The sequence below is a fragment of the Nitrobacter vulgaris genome (assembly GCF_002028545.1).
GTDB lineage: Bacteria > Pseudomonadota > Alphaproteobacteria > Rhizobiales > Xanthobacteraceae > Nitrobacter > Nitrobacter vulgaris.
The window spans coordinates 59,639-76,550 of sequence record NZ_MWPQ01000031.1 but is presented as its reverse complement, the minus strand read 5'-3'; the positions used below and the strand labels follow the sequence as shown (position 1 = coordinate 76,550).

The window sequence follows — 16,912 nt, the reverse complement described above, 5'->3', positions numbered from 1 at the left end:
GGTTCTAGTTGACGCCGAGCGCCTTGAGTTTGCGATGCAACGCCGAGCGCTCCATGCCGACAAACTCCGCGGTCCGAGAAATATTATTGGAGAAACGGCTGATCTGAGCGATCAGATAGTCGCGCTCGAAAACCTCGCGAGCCTCGCGCAGCGGCAAGCCCATGATGTGCTCACCATTGACGCCTGACGGCATTGCCGGAACCATGGAGCCCACATCCTGCGGCAACATATCCGCGGTGATGATAACCTCGGGACCTCCGCCGGCCAGGATCATCACGCGCTCGACGTTGTTTCGGAGCTGCCGAACATTGCCGGGCCAGACATGAGATTGCAGCACCGCCATCGCGTCATCGCCGATCTTTCGCTTCGGTAGCCCGCTTGCGGCAGAGATATGATCCATGAAAAATTCAATCAGCTCGGGAATGTCCTCGCGGCGTTCGGACAGTGCCGGAACGCGGATCGGCACCACTGATAACCGATGGTAGAGATCTTCACGGAACCGGCCTGCGGCAATCTCCTCCTCCAGATTGCGCGCTGTCGACGAGATGATGCGCACATCCACCTTGATCTTGGTCGTGCCACCAAAGCGTTGAAATGTCTGATCGACCAGAACCCGCATGATCTTGTTCTGAGTCTCGCGCGGCATATCGCCGATCTCGTCGATGAACAGCGTTCCGCCATGCGCTTCTTCCAGCGCGCCGGCCTTGCGGGGCTGTTGGCCGTCGGTCTGCTCGACGCCGAACAGTTCGGACTCCATGCGCTCCGGTGTAATCGCCGCAGCGTTAATGACGACAAACGGTCCTTCAGCACGGCTCGACTGATTGTGAAGCGTTCGCGCTGCCAGTTCCTTACCGGATCCGGACGGGCCGACGATCATGATGCGGCTGTTGGCTTTCGCCGCGCGCTCGATGGTTTGCCGAAGTTGATTCACGCATGGCGAACGTCCGACCAGCGAGCTTGCCGCTGGCGCAAGCTGCTTCAGTTCACGCACCTCGCGCTTTAGACGTGACGTTTCGAGGGCACGCGTCGCCACTAGAATCAGACGATCGGATTTGAAAGGCTTTTCAATGAAGTCATAGGCGCCGCGTTTGATGGCCGCGACTGCCGTTTCGATGTTGCCATGACCGGAGATCATGACCACCGGCATATCGGGACTGTCCTGCTTGATCATTTCGAGCAGTTGCAGCCCGTCAAGCTTACTGCCTTGCAACCAGATATCGAGAAACACCATGTGCGGACGGCGGTTTGAAACCTCCGCAAGTGCTTCATCGCTGTTACGCGCTGTTCGGGTCGTGAAACCCTCGTCTTCCAGGATACCTGCAACGAGGTCGCGAATGTCCGCCTCGTCGTCAACAATGAGAATGTCGTGTGCCATAAATTGGATCCGCCTCGTCAGTCGCCGGTAGCGACCTCAGTCTTTGTTTTTTCTTCGGTCACGTTATCGCCGTTAGTCGCTCCATCCTTGCTAATGGTTCCAACATTCGCCTGCCCTGCTACTGCAAACCGCAACCGCATCCAGGCTCCCCGCGCCTCCGGTTTTATCGCAGAAGCGTCGTTGAGTTCGAGCTTGCCGCCATGGTCTTGCAAGACGCGCCCTACAATCGCTAGACCAAGGCCGGTGCCCTTTTCGCGTGTCGTTACGTAAGGCTCCAGCAGCCGCGCGCGCGCAACTTTCGGTAAGCCAACACCATTGTCGATCACGTCAATGACGATGTCGTCTTCTTCCCGCGCCGCGATAACATCGATCCGGCCTTTTCCGAGTATCTCCGGCGGCACGGCTTCGATGGCTTCGGCTGCGTTCTTGATGATATTGGTCAGCGCCTGCGAGATCAGCCGCCGATCAAACTGCGCGCGCATCGGTTCATGCTTGATGTCGGCTTCGATATCGATCTCGGGATATCCGACACGCATCAGGAAAACTGTCTGGCGGACCGTATCAGCGACATCCTCTCCTTCCATCACAGGCTTCGGCATTCGCGCGAAACGCGAAAACTCATCGACCATCCGCCTGATATCCTCGACCTGACGCACGATCGTATCGGTGCACTGCTCGAAGATTGTCTTATCCTGGGTAATCGCCTTGCCGAATTTGCGGCGAATGCGCTCGGCCGACAGTTGGATCGGCGTCAACGGGTTCTTGATTTCATGAGCGATTCGTCGCGCCACGTCGCCCCAGGCAGACGTGCGCTGCGCGGTCACCAGCTCCGTGATATCGTCCAAAGTAATGATGTAGCTGTCACGTGATTGACTGGTTTGCTCGGCACTGACGCGCACCGAGATGTTACGCTCGCTGCCGTCTCGATTGAGCGTGAGCTGGCCCTGCACCAGCCGTTGCGTTCCTTCCCTCGCCGTCTGCATGAGTTCGCTCAGCTCGGGTACTACCTCGGACAACGGATGCCCCAGAGTTTCCGATTCGGAATGGCCGATCAGCTTCTCCGCCGACCGGTTCAGGATGCGGATGGTATTGGCGCCGTCGACGCCGATGATGCCGGCGCTGGCCGACGACAATACCGCCTCGATGAAACGCCGCCGGCTGTCGATCAAGCCGCTCGCGCTAACGAGTTCGTCGCGCTGAGTTCGCAACTCGGCCGTCATCTTGTTGAAGGTTTCACCGAGCTGCGCGAGGTCTCCTTCGGATTTCAGAACGGGTACCTGAACGTTCAGGTCGCCGGTGGACACGATGTTGGCTGCGTTCATCAGACGCCGGACGGGCGCGACGAACCGGTCGGCGAAGTTCAGGCCAAGCAATACCGACGCCATCAGAATGGTCAGCGCAATGACGGCAAACATCAGCGCGAGCGCCACCTGGATGCCGAGGCGCCGAGCCTCGATCGTGGCGTATACGGCAAGGCTTGATTCGGTCTGTTTCAATTGCGCGACGACGTAGGGGTCGAGCAGTCTTGCGACATAAAGAAAAGTGTCCTGGAAAGCGCTCAGGCGAATGACGGCGGCGACATAGTTTGCCTCTGGAATTAACGCGATCTGCGGATCGTCCTCGTTGACATTCTTGAGAAAGTCGGGGTTCGGTGTGTTGTAGGCCAGCTTGATGCCGGTTTGCGCCGATACAAGCATGTGGCCTTCTTTATCAATCAGCATCGCACCCCGAAGGTTGCGGGCATTGGCGCTCGAGGTCAGGAGCTGGAGAAATGTCTTGCGGTCCTGGTCGTATAACGGCCGCGCGTTAGAGATGTCATTGGCCATGCCGAGAATGTCGCCCCGAATCAGTTGGGCGTGTTCGTTCGCATAGGCGTGTGCGACGATCCGCGAGTTCTCAATGACCTCCTTGATCGGTCCTGAAAACAGACGGTCGAGTCCGCGATCGATCGTGATGCTGGCAACGACCGAGACCACGACCGCCGGCAGCACGGCAATGACCGAGAACAGACCGACCACCTGAACATGCAGCTTCGCGGCGGCGCGACCGCGGCGGCGTGCTTGCACGACACGCCAGACTTCGCGAGCGATAATGCCAACGAGCAGAAGGATGATGCCCGCGTCTATCAGCAGAAACGTGATAACGACTCGGTGGGTCGGCTCGATCGGCGTGAGACGAACCAAGACCACAAACGTCAGGAATGCCGATAGCAACGCCAAGCCGATCGCGACTGGCGCCAATAGCCGGCGCATGGTCCAGCCGCGCGACTCGGCGAGTGTCGGATCGTGTGATGGAACCGGCGTGTCTGCTGTGGTCATTCGCGAGAAGGTTGAGTGTTGGGGCTGGCGTCGGTCAAACCAGCGAACTGATGCAATCGTACAACAATGTTGCACAATTGGGACATTTCCGCGGCGCAAACATCGGGCGCGAACCGGCAAAACAACTGGAATCGTCAATCAAACGTGAGCAGTGGAAAACTGACTGGATAGCCCCCCGCTTCTATCCTGCGGACCGGTAGACTTGGATGTCCAGATCGCGAATTTTTTTGCGGAGCGTGTTGCGGTTCAAACCTAGAAGGTCGGCTGCCCGGATCTGGTTGCCATGGGTAGCCGTCAGCGCGGCGGTGAGAAGCGGAACCTCAATCTCCCTGAGAACACGGTGGTACAAGCCCGGCGGGGGGAGTCCATTCGGGAAGCTGGCGAAAAGCGATGACAGGTGCATTTCAACGGCGCCACTGAGACCGTTGATATTATGTCCGCCGGTTCCGGAGGCCACCGCAGGTGATGCAAGTTCGCAATCGATCACCGGGCCGGTGATGATATCTTGCGGGTAGAGCGCCGCAAGCCTGCGCGCCAGGTTTTCCAGCTCGCGGACGTTGCCGGGCCAGCGGTGCCGCTTCAAGCGCTCGAGCGCAAGCGTGTCTAGTTTCTTGGGCGGCAGCCCATCCCTTTCAGCGAGGACAAAGAAGTGCCGGATAAGATCCGGCAGATCCTCGATGCGTTCGCGGAGCGGCGGCAAGCGCAGCGGTACCACGTTAAGGCGGAAAAAAAGATCCTCGCGAAATAGCCCCTGCTGGATCAGGATACGGAGATCCTTGTTGGTTGCCGCAACGATGCGGACATCCGTCTTGATGGCGGTCCTTCCCCCGACGGTGCAATATTCACCCTGCTGAAGCACGCGGAGCAGACGTGTCTGCGCCTCCATCGGCATATCGCCGATTTCATCGAGGAAGAGGGTCCCTCCTTCTGCCTGCTCGAAACGGCCTGACGCGCGAGCGTTTGCACCTGTGAACGCGCCGCGTTCGTGGCCGAACAATTCCGACTCGATAAGGTCGCGGGGAATTGCCGCCATATTCACGGCTACGAAGGGACCGTTGCGACGCTTGCCGTAGTCGTGAAGCGCGCGCGCGACCAGTTCCTTGCCGGTGCCGGACTCGCCGGAGATCATCACGGTCAGGTCGGTCTGCATCAGCCGCGCCAGCACGCGGTAGATTTCCTGCATGGCGGGGGATCGACCGATCAACGGAAGGGAATCGCATTCGTTCTCGTCGCTGCCGGTGGCCGCGCGCTCCTTGGGCTCAGCGAGCGCGCGGCCCACGATTGCGATGAGCTCCTTGAGATCGAACGGTTTGGGGAGATATTCATATGCACCGCGCTCGGAAGCGCGGACCGCCGTCATGAAAGTGTTCTGCGCGCTCATCACAATGACCGGCAAGTTCGGCCTGATTTTCTTGATGCGCGGCAGCAGGTCGAAAGCGTTCTCGTCCGGCATCACCACGTCAGTGATGACGATATCTCCTTCGCCCTGGCTGACCCATCGCCACAGCGTTGCGGCATTGCCCGTCAGGCGCACATCATATCCAGCACGCGACAAAGCCTGATTGAGCACCGTGCGGATGGCTCCATCGTCATCGGCGATAAGTATGTTGGCTGGAGGCATTTTGTCCTCATACTGGATGGCGTGCGGCGCGTGACGACATTCCGGATGCGGTAACGTCATTGCCAAGCTGGTCTACTGGACTGGAATCGAACATCGGTAGCAGGATCCGGAAGGTGGTCTTGCGCGGCTGCGACTCGCACTCGACGATGCCACCGTGGTCCCCAACGATCTTGGCGACCAGCGCGAGGCCGAGCCCGCTCCCGGTCTGCTTGGTGGTTACGAATGGATCGAACAGGTTTGGCAGCAAATCCTCCGCTACGCCGGGACCATTGTCCTTGACGCAAAATTCCAGCGGCAGCGAAACCCGCGCTTTCTTGCCCGGGAGGGAAAGGTGCAAGCCGGGGCGGAATGCGGTCGTGAACTGGATTTCCCCCTCTTCTCCGAGATCAGAAACAGCTTCCGCAGCATTTTTGACAAGGTTCAGAAAGATCTGAACCAGCTGATCCCGGTCGGCGAGGACCGGCGGAAGCGACGGATCGTAATCCTCGATGAATCTCACCTTTCGCGCGAAGCCTGACTGCGCAAGCCGTTTAACATGATCGAGGACAGCGTGAATGTTGACGGGCCCCCACCTCATTGGCCGCTCGTCGCCGAATACCTCCATGCGATCAACCAGCGTGACAATGCGGTCCGCCTCATCGCAGATCAGGCGGGTCAGCATTCGGTCGTCCGGCGTCGCCCCCTGCTCGAGAAGCTGCGCCGCGCCGCGAATGCCGGAGAGCGGGTTCTTGATCTCGTGCGCAAGCATGGCCGCAAGCGCAATCACCGAGCGCGCCGCGCTACGATGGGTCAGCTGCCGATCCATCTTGTCAGCGATGGTGCGCTTTTGGATCATCACCACCACATGAGCGGGCCGTTCCGTGAGGGGCGCGACATGCAGGTCGACCTGACGATCCCGGCCGATCCTCGGCGTGCCGAGATCGACCTTGAACTCGTTTACAGGCGCACCGCTCTCGCGAACCTGATCGATCAGGGCCAGAAGCGGGCTGCCGAAGGGGATAAGCTGCTTCAGCGGCTCGCGTTGCAGGAACTGCTTCGACATCTCGAAGAAGGACTCTGCCGCGATGTTGGCGTCGACGATCCGACCGTCGGGCGCGACCAGCAGCACGGGGTTCGGCAGTGCGTTGAGAATAGCCTCGCCATCGCTGGGCGCGACGCGCGGGCGCTGTGCGATCGAACTCATGCCGCAGCCCTCCACGCGAAGTCCTCGAACGCATCCACCAGTGATCGCTGTACGCAGGCCGGATCATCAGCCTTCAGAATTTTCCCCCGCCACGTCTTCAAGATCGGTGTTGGTACAGCACGAAGCGCTGCCGCCGTATCGAGCGCCCAGCCGAGATGTTTTCGCGCATGACGAAGCCCTATGCGCAGGCCATAGTGCAGGAGCAGGTCGTCATAGAGCGTGCGGATATACGCCAACTGGTCCGCGAGCGGAGGATGCGGTTCTTCGATACCGGTTTCGAGCTGCCGCCCAATCTGACCAGGCATCCAGGGTCGGCCCTGCGCACCGCGCCCCACCATGACAGCATCGGCCCCCGACGCCTCCAACGCAGCGACGGCTGCATCGAACGACGTGATGTCGCCGTTGACGACGACGGGAATGCGGACCGCTTCTTTCACCGCTCGCACGGCCTGCCAATCGGCGTGCCCCTTGTAGAACTGGCAACGCGTACGGCCGTGAACCGTAATCATGTGCACGCCAGCGGATTCGGCGCGCTGCGCCAGCGAAGGCGCATTGAGCGAGCCATCGTCCCATCCGAGGCGCATTTTGAGTGTGACCGGTACTTTCACCGCACCGACCGTCGCCTCGATCAGATCGAGGGCATGATCGAGATCGCGCATCAGCGCCGAACCCGACTGACCGCCTGTCACGTGGCGAGCGGGACAACCCATGTTGATATCGATGATGTCGGCGCCGGCCGCCTCGGCGATCCGGGCGCCTTCCGCCATCCAGCCTATCTCACAGCCGGCAAGCTGAACGACGTGCGGTCCGTGACCGGTGGCTTCACAGCGGAGCACGGACATGGGCCGCCCCCGGACGAGATCGTCGCTGGCAGTCATCTCGGAAACAACGAGCCCTGCCCCCAGCGCTTCGGTAAGGCGCCGGAAGGGCCGGTCCGTGATTCCCGACATCGGCGCGAGAAGAACGCGGTTACAGATGGAAATACCTCCAACCGCGAATGGCTTGAGCCCTGATGACGGAGCAGGACCGGTCGGGCTCGTGCTCATGGTCCAACTACTCCGTCGTAGCCTTCTGACCGAAAATCAGCTTATTTATTAGGCAAAATAGATGCATGCCTATACAATAGCCAGTTTCCGGTATCTTGCAACTGCTGCAACGATTAATTCGCCACCTGCAGTTTTGCTACCTTCATGGTAAGGGCTTGCTCAAACAACCTGATTCCTTCACAGCGAGTCCAATGCTCACCTCAAAACGAACTGCCGCCATCATCGTTGCCGCTGGCCGGGGCCTGCGCGCTGGTGCTGGAGGCCCTAAACAATACCGGACAATTGGCGGACGAACCGTGATTTCGCGGGCGATGGAGGCGTTCTGCCAGCACCCCGATGTATTTGCCGTTCAGCCGGTGCTCAATCCCGATGACCTTTCCATGTTCAATCAGGCCGTCGCCGGATTCCGCTATCGCGAGCCGGCGAATGGCGGGGCCACCCGCCAAGCCTCCGTTCGCGCAGGCCTCGAGGCATTGGCAGCCGACGCACCGGACATCGTGCTGATCCATGATGCCGCCCGCCCGTTCGTAACACCGGCACTGATCACGCGCGCAATCGACGCCGCGGATAAAGCCGGCGCAGCGGTGCCCGCTATTCCCGTTACCGACACCATCAAACAGGTTGATGCATCCGGCGCGGTCAACGCGACCCCCGACCGTGCAAAGCTGCGGATCGCGCAGACGCCGCAGGCATTTCATTTCGATATGATTCTCGATGCGCATCGCCGGGCGGCGCGCGAGGGCCGCGACGATTTTACCGACGACGCCGCGCTCGCCGAGTGGGTAGGATTGACGGTTGCGACATTTGAGGGCGATGCTGCAAACATGAAACTAACGACTCCCGAAGATTTCGTGCGCGAGGAAGCGCGCCTCGCGGCATCGCTCGGCGACATCAGGACTGGCACCGGCTATGACGTGCACGCCTTCGGCGACGGCGATCACCTCATGCTGTGTGGTCTGAAGGTTCCGCACAATCGCGGTTTCCTGGCGCACTCCGATGGCGATGTCGGGTTGCACGCGCTCGTCGATGCCATTCTCGGAGCGCTCGCGGACGGCGACATTGGTTCGCATTTCCCTCCCAGCGATCCTCAGTGGAAGGGTGCGGCTTCCGATAAATTTCTGAAGTACGCTATCGACAAAGTTACCGCGCGCGGCGGCCGCATCGCCAATCTCGAAGTCACCATGATATGCCAACAGCCGAAGATCGGACCTCTGCGCGACCAGATGCGCGCTCGCATCTCGGACATCACTGGGGTCGCCATCTCGCGTATTGCTGTCAAGGCGACGACCAGCGAACGGCTCGGCTTCACCGGGCGTGAGGAAGGAATCGCGGCGACCGCCAGCGCCACTGTCCGCCTGCCGTGGAACGACAAGGGCTGGGGCACCTGACATGAGCGGCAGCGACACACGCGCCCTGTCGCGTTCGCTGCTCGACCTTTGCCGGATGCGCAAGCTTACCATCGCAACGGCCGAATCCTGCACCGGCGGACTGGTCGTCGGGGCACTGACCGAGATTCCCGGCTCCTCGGACGTCATCGATCGCGGTTTCGTCACCTATTCCAATGACGCCAAGCGCGCGATGCTTGGCGTTAAATCCATCACGCTCGACAGTTTTGGCGCTGTCAGCAAGGAAACCGCGACCGCAATGGCAGTTGGCGCGCTGGAACGCGCCGGCACCGATCTGGCCGTCGCCATCACCGGGATCGCCGGTCCCGGCGGCGCGACACCCGGCAAGCCCGTGGGCCTTGTTCATTTCGCGGCCGCAGCGCGTGACGGCCGCCTGATCCATCGCGAATTTCGCTTTGGTGCCATCGGCCGGAGTTCAGTACGGCAACGTTCGGTTGTCGAAGCCCTGCGGATGCTGATGGAATTAGCGCGCGGCCCGAAGCCGCCTGCGAAAGCCCGCCGCGAAAGCGTTAGCCGATCACGACCGCGAGCAGCGCGTACGCCGGCGCGTCGCACTTCCGAGCGGCGGCGCACCACAGGACCGGTGAAACCTTCTCCAAAGAAAACCTAAGACCGTATCGCGTCAACTCACCACCTTCGGCGAACCGTAGACAGCGTCTGCTCGTTTCTCGAATGCCGCTGCAAAGCGTTGGAATGCGGTGTCGAACATCGCGCCCATCAACATTGCCAGCATCCGGCTTTTGAACTCATACGTGATGAAAAACCCGACATCGCAGCCTTGATCCGGTTTCGGCTCAAAGGTCCAGCGATTTTCCATGTGGCTGAACGGCCCGCGCAGATATTCGACGAAAATTTTGAGGTTCGGCCTATCCAGCGTCACCCTGCTCGTAAAGGTCTCGCGCACGAGCTTGAACGACACGGTCATATCGGCGACCACGACCTCCTTACCGTCGGCCGCGGTGGTACGCTGACGCACCTTCAGCGACTGGCATAGCGGCACAAATTCCGGATAACGTTCGACGTCCGCCACCAGATCGAACATCTCGTTCGCGCTGTGACGAACGCGGCGTTTGCTTGAAAACAACGGCATCGTTGTAGCGCTTACCGCAATAACTTCGCGCGCGCGGCCCGCAGCTTTGCAAAATCCTCGCCCGCATGATGCGACGAGCGAGTCAGCGGACTCGCCGACACCATCAGAAAGCCCTTGGTGTAGGCGACGGTCTCATAATTCGAAAACTCCTCTGGCGTGACATAGCGCATCACGGCGTGATGCTTGCGGGTCGGCTGCAGATACTGTCCGATGGTGAGAAAGTCGACATCGGCCGACCGCAGATCGTCCATCACCTGCAAGACTTCATGACGCTCCTCGCCAAGCCCAACCATGATGCCTGACTTGGTGAAGATCGCCGGATCGATCTCCTTCACTCGCTGCAGCAGGCGGATCGAGTGAAAATAGCGCGCACCGGGCCGAACGGCGAGATAGCGCGACGGCACGGTTTCGAGATTGTGGTTGAAGACGTCGGGCTTCGCCGCCACGACCCTTTCCAGCGCCCCCTTCTTGCGGAGGAAATCCGGCGTCAGGATTTCGACGGTCGTGGTCGGGCAACGCTCGCGTATCGCGTGAATTGTCTCGGCAAAATGCCCTGCCCCGCCGTCGTCGAGATCGTCGCGATCAACAGATGTGACGACAACGTGGGCCAGACCAAGTTTGCGCGTCGCCTCGGCCACATATTCGGGCTCCGAAGCCTGCAACGCGACCGGCATACCCGTCTTGACGTTGCAGAAGGCGCAGGCGCGGGTGCAGGTGTCGCCCATGATCATGAAGGTGGCGTGCTTCTTGTCCCAGCACTCGCCGATGTTCGGGCAGCCGGCCTCTTCGCACACCGTGACGAGACCGTTCTCCTTGACGATTCGGCGCGTGTCCGAATAGCCGCGCGTGTTCGGCGCGCGCACACGGATCCAGTCCGGCTTCGGTGGCGACAGCGCGTCGGGCCGGTTGACCTTTTCCGGGTGCCGCGGCCGGACGGGGTCGGCGGAAACCGTATCGAGGATGACGACCATGGAATGATCCGGTTGTGCAGGAGACTTTAGGTAATCTGCGCGACGCAGGGCTGCAACCCGCTTCGCCAGATCAGTCAGATATGTAACATATCCCATTATGACCCGACCGCCCGCCTGCCTTGGAAAATGACCCCAAATCCCTCCCCATCCGACAGTCTGACGCCGCCTGCTCTCGGCAAGCCGATCAAACGCGGGTTTTTCAGTCGCAGCGTGCATGACGTAGCACCCGACCTGATCGGCGCGACCCTGCTGGTCGAAGGCATCGGGGGCATCATCGTCGAGGTGGAAGCCTATCACCACACCGAGCCAGCCGCGCATTCCCATCGAGGACCGACGCCGCGGAACATGGTGATGTTCGGCCCGCCTGGATTTGCCTATGTCTATCGCTCTTACGGCATCCACTGGTGCGTGAACTTCGTCTGCGAAATGGATGGCTCTGCCGCCGCGGTTCTGATCCGCGCGCTACAACCTACCCACGGCATTCCGGCGATGCGAACCCGGCGCGGGCTGCATGACGAGCGCCTCTTATGTTCGGGGCCAGGCAAATTATGCCAGGCGCTCGGCATATCGATCGCGCATAACGCGCTGCCGCTCGATGCGCCGCCGATTGCGGTCTTTCAGCGCACGGACGAGGTTGACGTCGTCGCCGGCGTGCGCATCGGCATTACCAAAGCCGCCGACCTGCCATGGCGATACGGACTGAAAGAATCGAAATTCCTTAGCAAGCCGTTCAAGAACGCTGGGTTCTGAAATCAATCCCCAGTGGCAGCACGATCATCGGTACGACGGCAAGACCGATCGGCACGAACGCAAAGGCGGCATTGCCGGTGATATCCCAGACCATCCCGCCGACGATGGAGACCAGCATGGCGATCCCGTAACCGATGGTGAACATTCCGGCCGAGTTGTGAGGCACGTCATCGGGAGCGACCAGCAGAACCGGTAACGTCAACACAAGAGTCAGACCCACGGCGCAGGTGAAGCCCACCAGCGCCGCCGAGCCAACGATCACCCAGAGACTTGTACTCGTCGCGACGCCGAGAACAGAAAGCAGGCCGAGCACGCCGCAAAGAATGAGCGGCCATCTTTTCCGCTCCAGGCGACTCGCCATCAGCATAAGGAGGGCCGACCCCGGCAACTGCCCGAGGTTAAGCGCCGATAGCGCAGGCCCAATCAACTCAGTATGACCAGTTTGCAGCAGCAGGCCCGGCAGAAACGCGTTAGTGCAGAAATAGAGCTGGTTGTTTGCGCTGGCGACGAGGCCGACTTTCCAGAGCAGCGGATCTCGCCAGTCCGGCATCCAGCGGCTGTGCTGAGCGGATGTATGTTCGCCGTCCGGCCGCGCAACGAAGATGATTAGTGCGATCACTGCCGCCGCGATCGACCAGAGTTCGAGACTCCCGCGCCACCCACCACCCAGCAAGAGCACGGCGACCGCTGCGAGCACGACCGGAAAGATTTCGCCGCATAGCAAACCGTTGGTGTAGACGGCTGTGGCAAAGCCAATCCTGCGAGGGACCCATTGCCGCACCAGCGGTGGAAACGCCGGTTGCATCACAGCGACGCCCGCCGCCATCAATGCTGTCGCCGCGAACAGAGTCATTGCGCCGACGGCAAAACCGCGTAGCGCCGATCCGACCGCTGCAATCATGAGGCCGACTACCAGCGCCCTGACAGCGCCAACGCGCGCGATCAGCAGCGATCCGGGTACCGCGACAAGCGCGAACAAACTCACCGGAATGGCATTGAGAATCCCGACCTCTGTTCCTGACAGTGCAAGATCGGAAATGATAAGCGCCAGTACCGGCGGCACGGCAAGGATCGTGAGCCGCAACCCTACGCCCCCAAGCCATAGCAGACTCAAAGGGCGCAGTGATGACGGCCGAGCAGCACTCACTCAGCGGCCTTCAAACGCTCCAAAGCCTCGACAAATTTTGCCTTGCGTGCGACTGCGGCTTCCCGCTTTTCTTTTTCGTCCTCGACGATTTCTTCGGGCGCGTTCGCAACGAAATTCTGATCTGCAAGCTTGGATCCCACGCGATCGATGTCGGCGTCAGCCTTGGCGATTTCCTTCTCTAAACGCGCGCGCTGGGCGGCGACGTCGACGATGCCTTTTAACGGCAGCGCGGCAACTTCGCCGCGGATCAGCAATTGCACGGCGCCTGCCGGTGCCCGGTCTGCGAATGAGATGTCCGCAAGCCGGGACATCCGCTTGATGACATCACTCCAGCGCTGCGCCCGCACCCTGCTTTCGGCGGATGCGCCTGCGAGCACCAGCGGCGCCAGGGTTGCAGGTGGAATGTTCATCTCCGCACGGACCGAGCGAATGGCTGTGACGAGATCGACCACCCAACCGATCTCGGCTTCGGCAGCATCGTCGCGGAAATAGGGCTCCAACAGATCGGTCACCGGCTCTGGTCCAGCGAAGGGATCGGCGGCCGCGATCAGCGTCCGCCGCTTGAGGGTGAGATCTACCTTGTTTGGCCACTCCGTCAGGGTCAGCAATTGCTTCCGCGCCGAAGTTACCGTCCATAACTCCTCTGTGATGAACGGCATGAACGGATGTAAAAGCTTCAAAATTTCATCGCGGGCCCAAGCGACCATCGCGCGGGTCTCAGACTTGGCGGGGCCATCCTCGCCCAAAATTACAGGCTTTGCGAGTTCAAGATACCAATCGCAGTAGACGTTCCAGACAAAGCGGTAGATCGTGCCGGCGGCGTCATTGAAACGAGAGGATTCAATGGCCTCGGTGACCTCGCACGTCGCGCGCGCAGTCTCATGGACAATCCATCGATTGAGCGTTTCAGTTGCGGCGGCCGGATCGAACTGCGCAGGAACGACACAATCGTTCATCTCCGCGAATCGGCACGCGTTCCAAAGCTTGGTCGCGAAATTGCGATAGCCTTCGACCCTCTGCGGAGACAACTTGATATCGCGGCCCTGCACCGCCATTGCGGCGAGCGTGAAGCGCAGCGCATCCGCGCCGTATTTATCGACCAGATGCAGAGGATCAATGACGTTGCCCTTCGACTTCGACATCTTGGCGCCCTTCTCGTCGCGAACGAGCGCGTGAATGTAAACGGTCGCAAACGGGGCCTCCTTCATGAAATAGATGCCCATCATCATCATTCGGGCAATCCAGAAGAAGATGATATCGAACCCGGTGACGAGCACGCTGGTCGGATAGTAACGTTTCAACTCCGGCGTCTCATCGGGCCAGCCGAGCGTCGAGAACGGCCACAACGCCGAAGAAAACCAGGTGTCGAGCACGTCTTCGTCTCGCGTAATGAAGCCATCACGCTTTGCCGGATCGCTCGCCATTTCGGCGCCTTGCTCGACGGTGATGACACCTTGCTCAACGTAAAAGCCGAGCGCATGGCCGATCGCTTCTTCCTCCGTCTCTGCGACAAACACCTTGCCGTCCGGACCATACCAGGCCGGAATCTGATGACCCCACCAGAGCTGCCTCGAAATACACCAGGGCTGGATGTTCTCCATCCACTCGAAGTAGGTCTTCTCCCAGTTCTTCGGCACGAATGTTGTTTCGCCCGAACGAACGGCGGACATCGCGGGCCGCGCCAGTTCCTTGGCGTCAACGTACCATTGGTCAGTCAGATACGGTTCGATGACGGTGCCGGAGCGGTCACCGTGTGGTACTGTGTGCACATGAGGCTCGATCTTGTCGAGAAAACCGAACTCTTCGAGACGCGCCACGATCGCCTTGCGCGCGGCGAAACGATCCAAGCCGTCGAATTCTTCAGCCAGAATCAACGCGCCAGCCGGAAGGCCGCGCAGAAAATCCTCGTTGTTGGATAGCGTCAGCCGGCCTTCGCGATCGAGCACACTGATTTGCGGCAGGCGGTGGCGCTTTCCGACCTCGAAGTCATTAAAATCGTGGGCCGGAGTAATTTTGACGGCGCCCGTGCCCTTCTCCGGATCGGCGTAGTCGTCGCCGATGACCGGAATGATCCTGCCGACCAAAGGCAGCACGACGTTGCAATCGATCAAGTGTTCGAGCTTCTCATTGTCCGGATGCACGGCGACGGCAGTATCGCCCAACATCGTCTCCGGCCGTGTGGTGGCGACGACGACATAGGTTGAAGGATCACTCGGATCAAAGTTCTTACCCTCGACCGGATAGCGCAGATGCCACAGGCTACCCTTCACCTCGACCTGGTTCACCTCGAGATCGGAGATCGCGGTGAGAAGTTTCGGATCCCAATTAACCAGCCGCTTATCCTTGTAGATCAAGCCGGCGCGATGCAGTTCGACAAAAACCTTGGCAACCGCGCGTGACAGCCCTTCATCCATGGTGAAACGCTCACGCGACCAATCGCAGGACGCACCGAGCCGTTTCAACTGGTTTACGATAACGCCGCCACTCTCGGCCTTCCACTGCCAAACCCGCTCGAGAAACCTGGCGCGGCCCATGTCGCGGCGGCCGGGCTCCTTCCGTTCCGCCAACTGCCGCTCCACCACCATCTGAGTCGCGATGCCGGCGTGATCGGTGCCTGGCTGCCATAAAACGTCGCGGCCACGCATCCGCTCGAAGCGACACAGCACGTCCTGTAAGGTGTTGTTCAGCGCGTGCCCCATGTGCAACGAGCCGGTGACGTTCGGCGGCGGAATGACGATCGTGAACGGCTCAGCCTCGCGGCGTTCAGGCTGGCCGGCTTTGAATGCACCGGCCTCTTCCCAAACGCGGGACATTCGATTTTCAATATCAGAGGGCTGGTAGGTTTTTTCGATCATGGCAATGCAATCACCGTCGGGGCGTTTCAGGTCAATTCACGGAATATATCCTCTGACCGCTAAAAGCCCTCCAGGGCGTATCAAGTCAACAAGATCGCCGAATAAACCGGCCTCAGCGCGTATTCCGCAAAAGTGGATACCGGTTTTGCGATCGGAATACGCGCGAGTTATTGATTGAGAGCATTTTCTTACGGCTAACCGGATTCCACTTAGCCGGAAAATGCTCTGGAGCGCAGATGTGAGCTCAAGGACGTCAGGAGGGCGGGACTTTCCCCGCTCCAATGGCCGCGGCTTTCCCGGCTACGGGAATGGATTACGGACGACCGCGCGAGACCCGCTCGATTTCAGCCTTGACGATGCGTTCCACCAGCCCCGGCAGGTTGTCATCGAGCCAGGACTTCAGCATCGGGCGCAGCATCTCCTTGACGAGGTCCTCAAGGGTGCGGGCGTTATTCGTCAGCACCGTACTGGCAAGCGAGCTGAAGGCCGTTTCGACGGCGGAAACCGTCGAATGCGACAGAATTTCCGCTGCTGCGGCATTTAGACTGGACGGTCGAGCCACGGTGGCTGGATCCGGCGGCATAGCCGGAACCTGCGCAATCTCGGCGAACTCCAAATCGTCCTGAGGCTCGATCTTCTGAAAAGCGGCTTGCGTTGCATTCGGCATGGCCATCTCATCCGTCAGTTCAAACACCTCCTCAGCCTGGGCGGGCCGGACTTCCTCCTCGGCGGTTGCGACGTCGAAGTTCGCAAGCATCGCGTCAATATCGTCTTGGCTGTTGGCGCCGTCAGCGTTTGCGGAAGGTGCCGGCTTAGGGACCGAACTGACAGATCCAGGTTTTGCTACAGCTGCGTCAGCAACGACGGTCTTTCCAGCCGCCGCGGGCTTCTCATCGTCCGCTATAATGCGGCGGATCGACGCCAGAATCTCCTCCATAGAGGGCTCTTGGACCTTTGCAGGCTGCGTCATGTCCAACTCCACATCTGTCACGATCCTGGCCAGCGCATTGGCCTCAAGCGAAAAAGGATTTTTCCGGCTCCAGATGCGGCCGCCGATTTCGATCGCAACCGGATTTGTTCCCCGAGAAAGCGTTGTGAACCGGTGACAATATCAATTCTCCGCGCGAACTTCCGCGGCAAGACCGATAGA

The 16,912-nt window shown here is 60.2% G+C and carries 13 protein-coding genes; 3 read left to right on the top strand and 10 right to left on the bottom strand.

Going from position 1 to position 16,912, the window contains the following annotated elements:
• Positions 1–4: 4 nt before the first annotated feature.
• From ntrX to dusB, 5 genes are all read right to left on the bottom strand, one after another.
• Positions 5–1,375, bottom strand: a complete 1,371-nt coding sequence (gene ntrX / locus B2M20_RS07240; RefSeq protein ID WP_079446397.1) for a nitrogen assimilation response regulator NtrX — start codon at positions 1,373–1,375, stop codon at positions 5–7.
• A 17-nt stretch (positions 1,376–1,392) separates the two neighbouring features.
• Positions 1,393–3,693: a sensor histidine kinase NtrY-like gene (locus tag B2M20_RS07235; protein WP_079446396.1), complete on the bottom strand. Its 2,301-nt coding sequence runs from the start codon at positions 3,691–3,693 to the stop codon at positions 1,393–1,395.
• A 181-nt stretch (positions 3,694–3,874) separates the two neighbouring features.
• Positions 3,875–5,314 carry a nitrogen regulation protein NR(I) gene (gene ntrC / locus B2M20_RS07230; RefSeq protein WP_079446420.1) on the bottom strand — a complete coding sequence of 480 codons (1,440 nt, stop codon included), beginning with the start codon at positions 5,312–5,314 and terminating at the stop codon, positions 3,875–3,877.
• A 7-nt stretch (positions 5,315–5,321) separates the two neighbouring features.
• Entirely contained in the window at positions 5,322–6,497 is a 1,176-nt protein-coding gene (locus tag B2M20_RS07225; protein ID WP_079446395.1) for a two-component system sensor histidine kinase NtrB, read from the bottom strand.
• On the bottom strand, positions 6,494–7,543 hold the full coding sequence (gene dusB, locus B2M20_RS07220) for a tRNA dihydrouridine synthase DusB (protein ID WP_079446394.1): 1,050 nt from the start codon (positions 7,541–7,543) through the stop codon (positions 6,494–6,496). Before dusB ends, B2M20_RS07225 begins: the two co-directional genes overlap by 4 nt.
• A 191-nt stretch (positions 7,544–7,734) precedes the next feature.
• On the opposite strand from dusB, the gene B2M20_RS07215 reads away from it, so the two are divergent.
• Positions 7,735–8,931 (top strand): bifunctional 2-C-methyl-D-erythritol 4-phosphate cytidylyltransferase/2-C-methyl-D-erythritol 2,4-cyclodiphosphate synthase, encoded by a 1,197-nt coding sequence (locus B2M20_RS07215; protein ID WP_079446393.1) that lies wholly within the window; start codon positions 7,735–7,737, stop codon positions 8,929–8,931.
• A gap of 1 nt (position 8,932) precedes the next feature.
• Positions 8,933–9,559: a CinA family protein gene (locus B2M20_RS07210; protein WP_079446392.1), complete on the top strand. Its 627-nt coding sequence runs from the start codon at positions 8,933–8,935 to the stop codon at positions 9,557–9,559.
• 12 nt (positions 9,560–9,571) lie between these two features.
• On the opposite strand, the gene B2M20_RS07205 is transcribed toward B2M20_RS07210, so the two are convergent.
• Positions 9,572–10,039, bottom strand: a complete 468-nt coding sequence (locus B2M20_RS07205) for a type II toxin-antitoxin system RatA family toxin (RefSeq protein ID WP_079446391.1) — start codon at positions 10,037–10,039, stop codon at positions 9,572–9,574.
• A gap of 11 nt (positions 10,040–10,050) precedes the next feature.
• Positions 10,051–11,010, bottom strand: coding sequence for a lipoyl synthase (gene lipA, locus B2M20_RS07200; RefSeq protein WP_079446419.1), 960 nt, complete (start codon positions 11,008–11,010; stop codon positions 10,051–10,053).
• Between the two features lie 126 nt (positions 11,011–11,136).
• On the opposite strand from lipA, the gene B2M20_RS07195 reads away from it, so the two are divergent.
• Entirely contained in the window at positions 11,137–11,760 is a 624-nt protein-coding gene (locus B2M20_RS07195) for a DNA-3-methyladenine glycosylase (protein ID WP_079446390.1), read from the top strand.
• Here B2M20_RS07195 and B2M20_RS07190 read toward each other — a convergent pair.
• The 3 genes from B2M20_RS07190 to B2M20_RS07180 form a co-directional block, all read right to left on the bottom strand.
• On the bottom strand, positions 11,741–12,907 hold the full coding sequence (locus B2M20_RS07190; protein WP_079446389.1) for an MFS transporter: 1,167 nt from the start codon (positions 12,905–12,907) through the stop codon (positions 11,741–11,743). The genes B2M20_RS07195 and B2M20_RS07190 overlap by 20 nt on opposite strands.
• Positions 12,904–15,762 carry a valine--tRNA ligase gene (locus tag B2M20_RS07185; protein WP_079446388.1) on the bottom strand — a complete coding sequence of 953 codons (2,859 nt, stop codon included), beginning with the start codon at positions 15,760–15,762 and terminating at the stop codon, positions 12,904–12,906. Before B2M20_RS07185 ends, B2M20_RS07190 begins: the two co-directional genes overlap by 4 nt.
• 313 nt (positions 15,763–16,075) lie before the next feature.
• Complete coding sequence (locus B2M20_RS07180) at positions 16,076–16,732, bottom strand: PopZ family protein (RefSeq protein WP_079446387.1); 657 nt, start codon at positions 16,730–16,732, stop codon at positions 16,076–16,078.
• Positions 16,733–16,912: the final 180 nt, after the last annotated feature.

Excerpts from the sequence above, each read along its gene's own strand:
- B2M20_RS07195 (WP_079446390.1), top strand. The coding sequence starts at position 11,137 with ATGACCCCAAATCCCTCCCCATCCGACAGTCTGACGCCGCCTGCTCTC.
- B2M20_RS07185 (WP_079446388.1), bottom strand. The coding sequence starts at position 15,762 with ATGATCGAAAAAACCTACCAGCCCTCTGATATTGAAAATCGAATGTCC.
- dusB (WP_079446394.1), bottom strand. The coding sequence starts at position 7,543 with ATGAGCACGAGCCCGACCGGTCCTGCTCCGTCATCAGGGCTCAAGCCA.
- lipA (WP_079446419.1), bottom strand. The coding sequence starts at position 11,010 with ATGGTCGTCATCCTCGATACGGTTTCCGCCGACCCCGTCCGGCCGCGG.
- ntrC (WP_079446420.1), bottom strand. The coding sequence starts at position 5,314 with ATGCCTCCAGCCAACATACTTATCGCCGATGACGATGGAGCCATCCGC.
- B2M20_RS07210 (WP_079446392.1), top strand. The coding sequence starts at position 8,933 with ATGAGCGGCAGCGACACACGCGCCCTGTCGCGTTCGCTGCTCGACCTT.
- B2M20_RS07205 (WP_079446391.1), bottom strand. The coding sequence starts at position 10,039 with ATGCCGTTGTTTTCAAGCAAACGCCGCGTTCGTCACAGCGCGAACGAG.
- ntrX (WP_079446397.1), bottom strand. The coding sequence starts at position 1,375 with ATGGCACACGACATTCTCATTGTTGACGACGAGGCGGACATTCGCGAC.
- B2M20_RS07225 (WP_079446395.1), bottom strand. The coding sequence starts at position 6,497 with ATGAGTTCGATCGCACAGCGCCCGCGCGTCGCGCCCAGCGATGGCGAG.
- B2M20_RS07180 (WP_079446387.1), bottom strand. The coding sequence starts at position 16,732 with ATGACGCAGCCTGCAAAGGTCCAAGAGCCCTCTATGGAGGAGATTCTG.
- B2M20_RS07235 (WP_079446396.1), bottom strand. The coding sequence starts at position 3,693 with ATGACCACAGCAGACACGCCGGTTCCATCACACGATCCGACACTCGCC.
- B2M20_RS07215 (WP_079446393.1), top strand. The coding sequence starts at position 7,735 with ATGCTCACCTCAAAACGAACTGCCGCCATCATCGTTGCCGCTGGCCGG.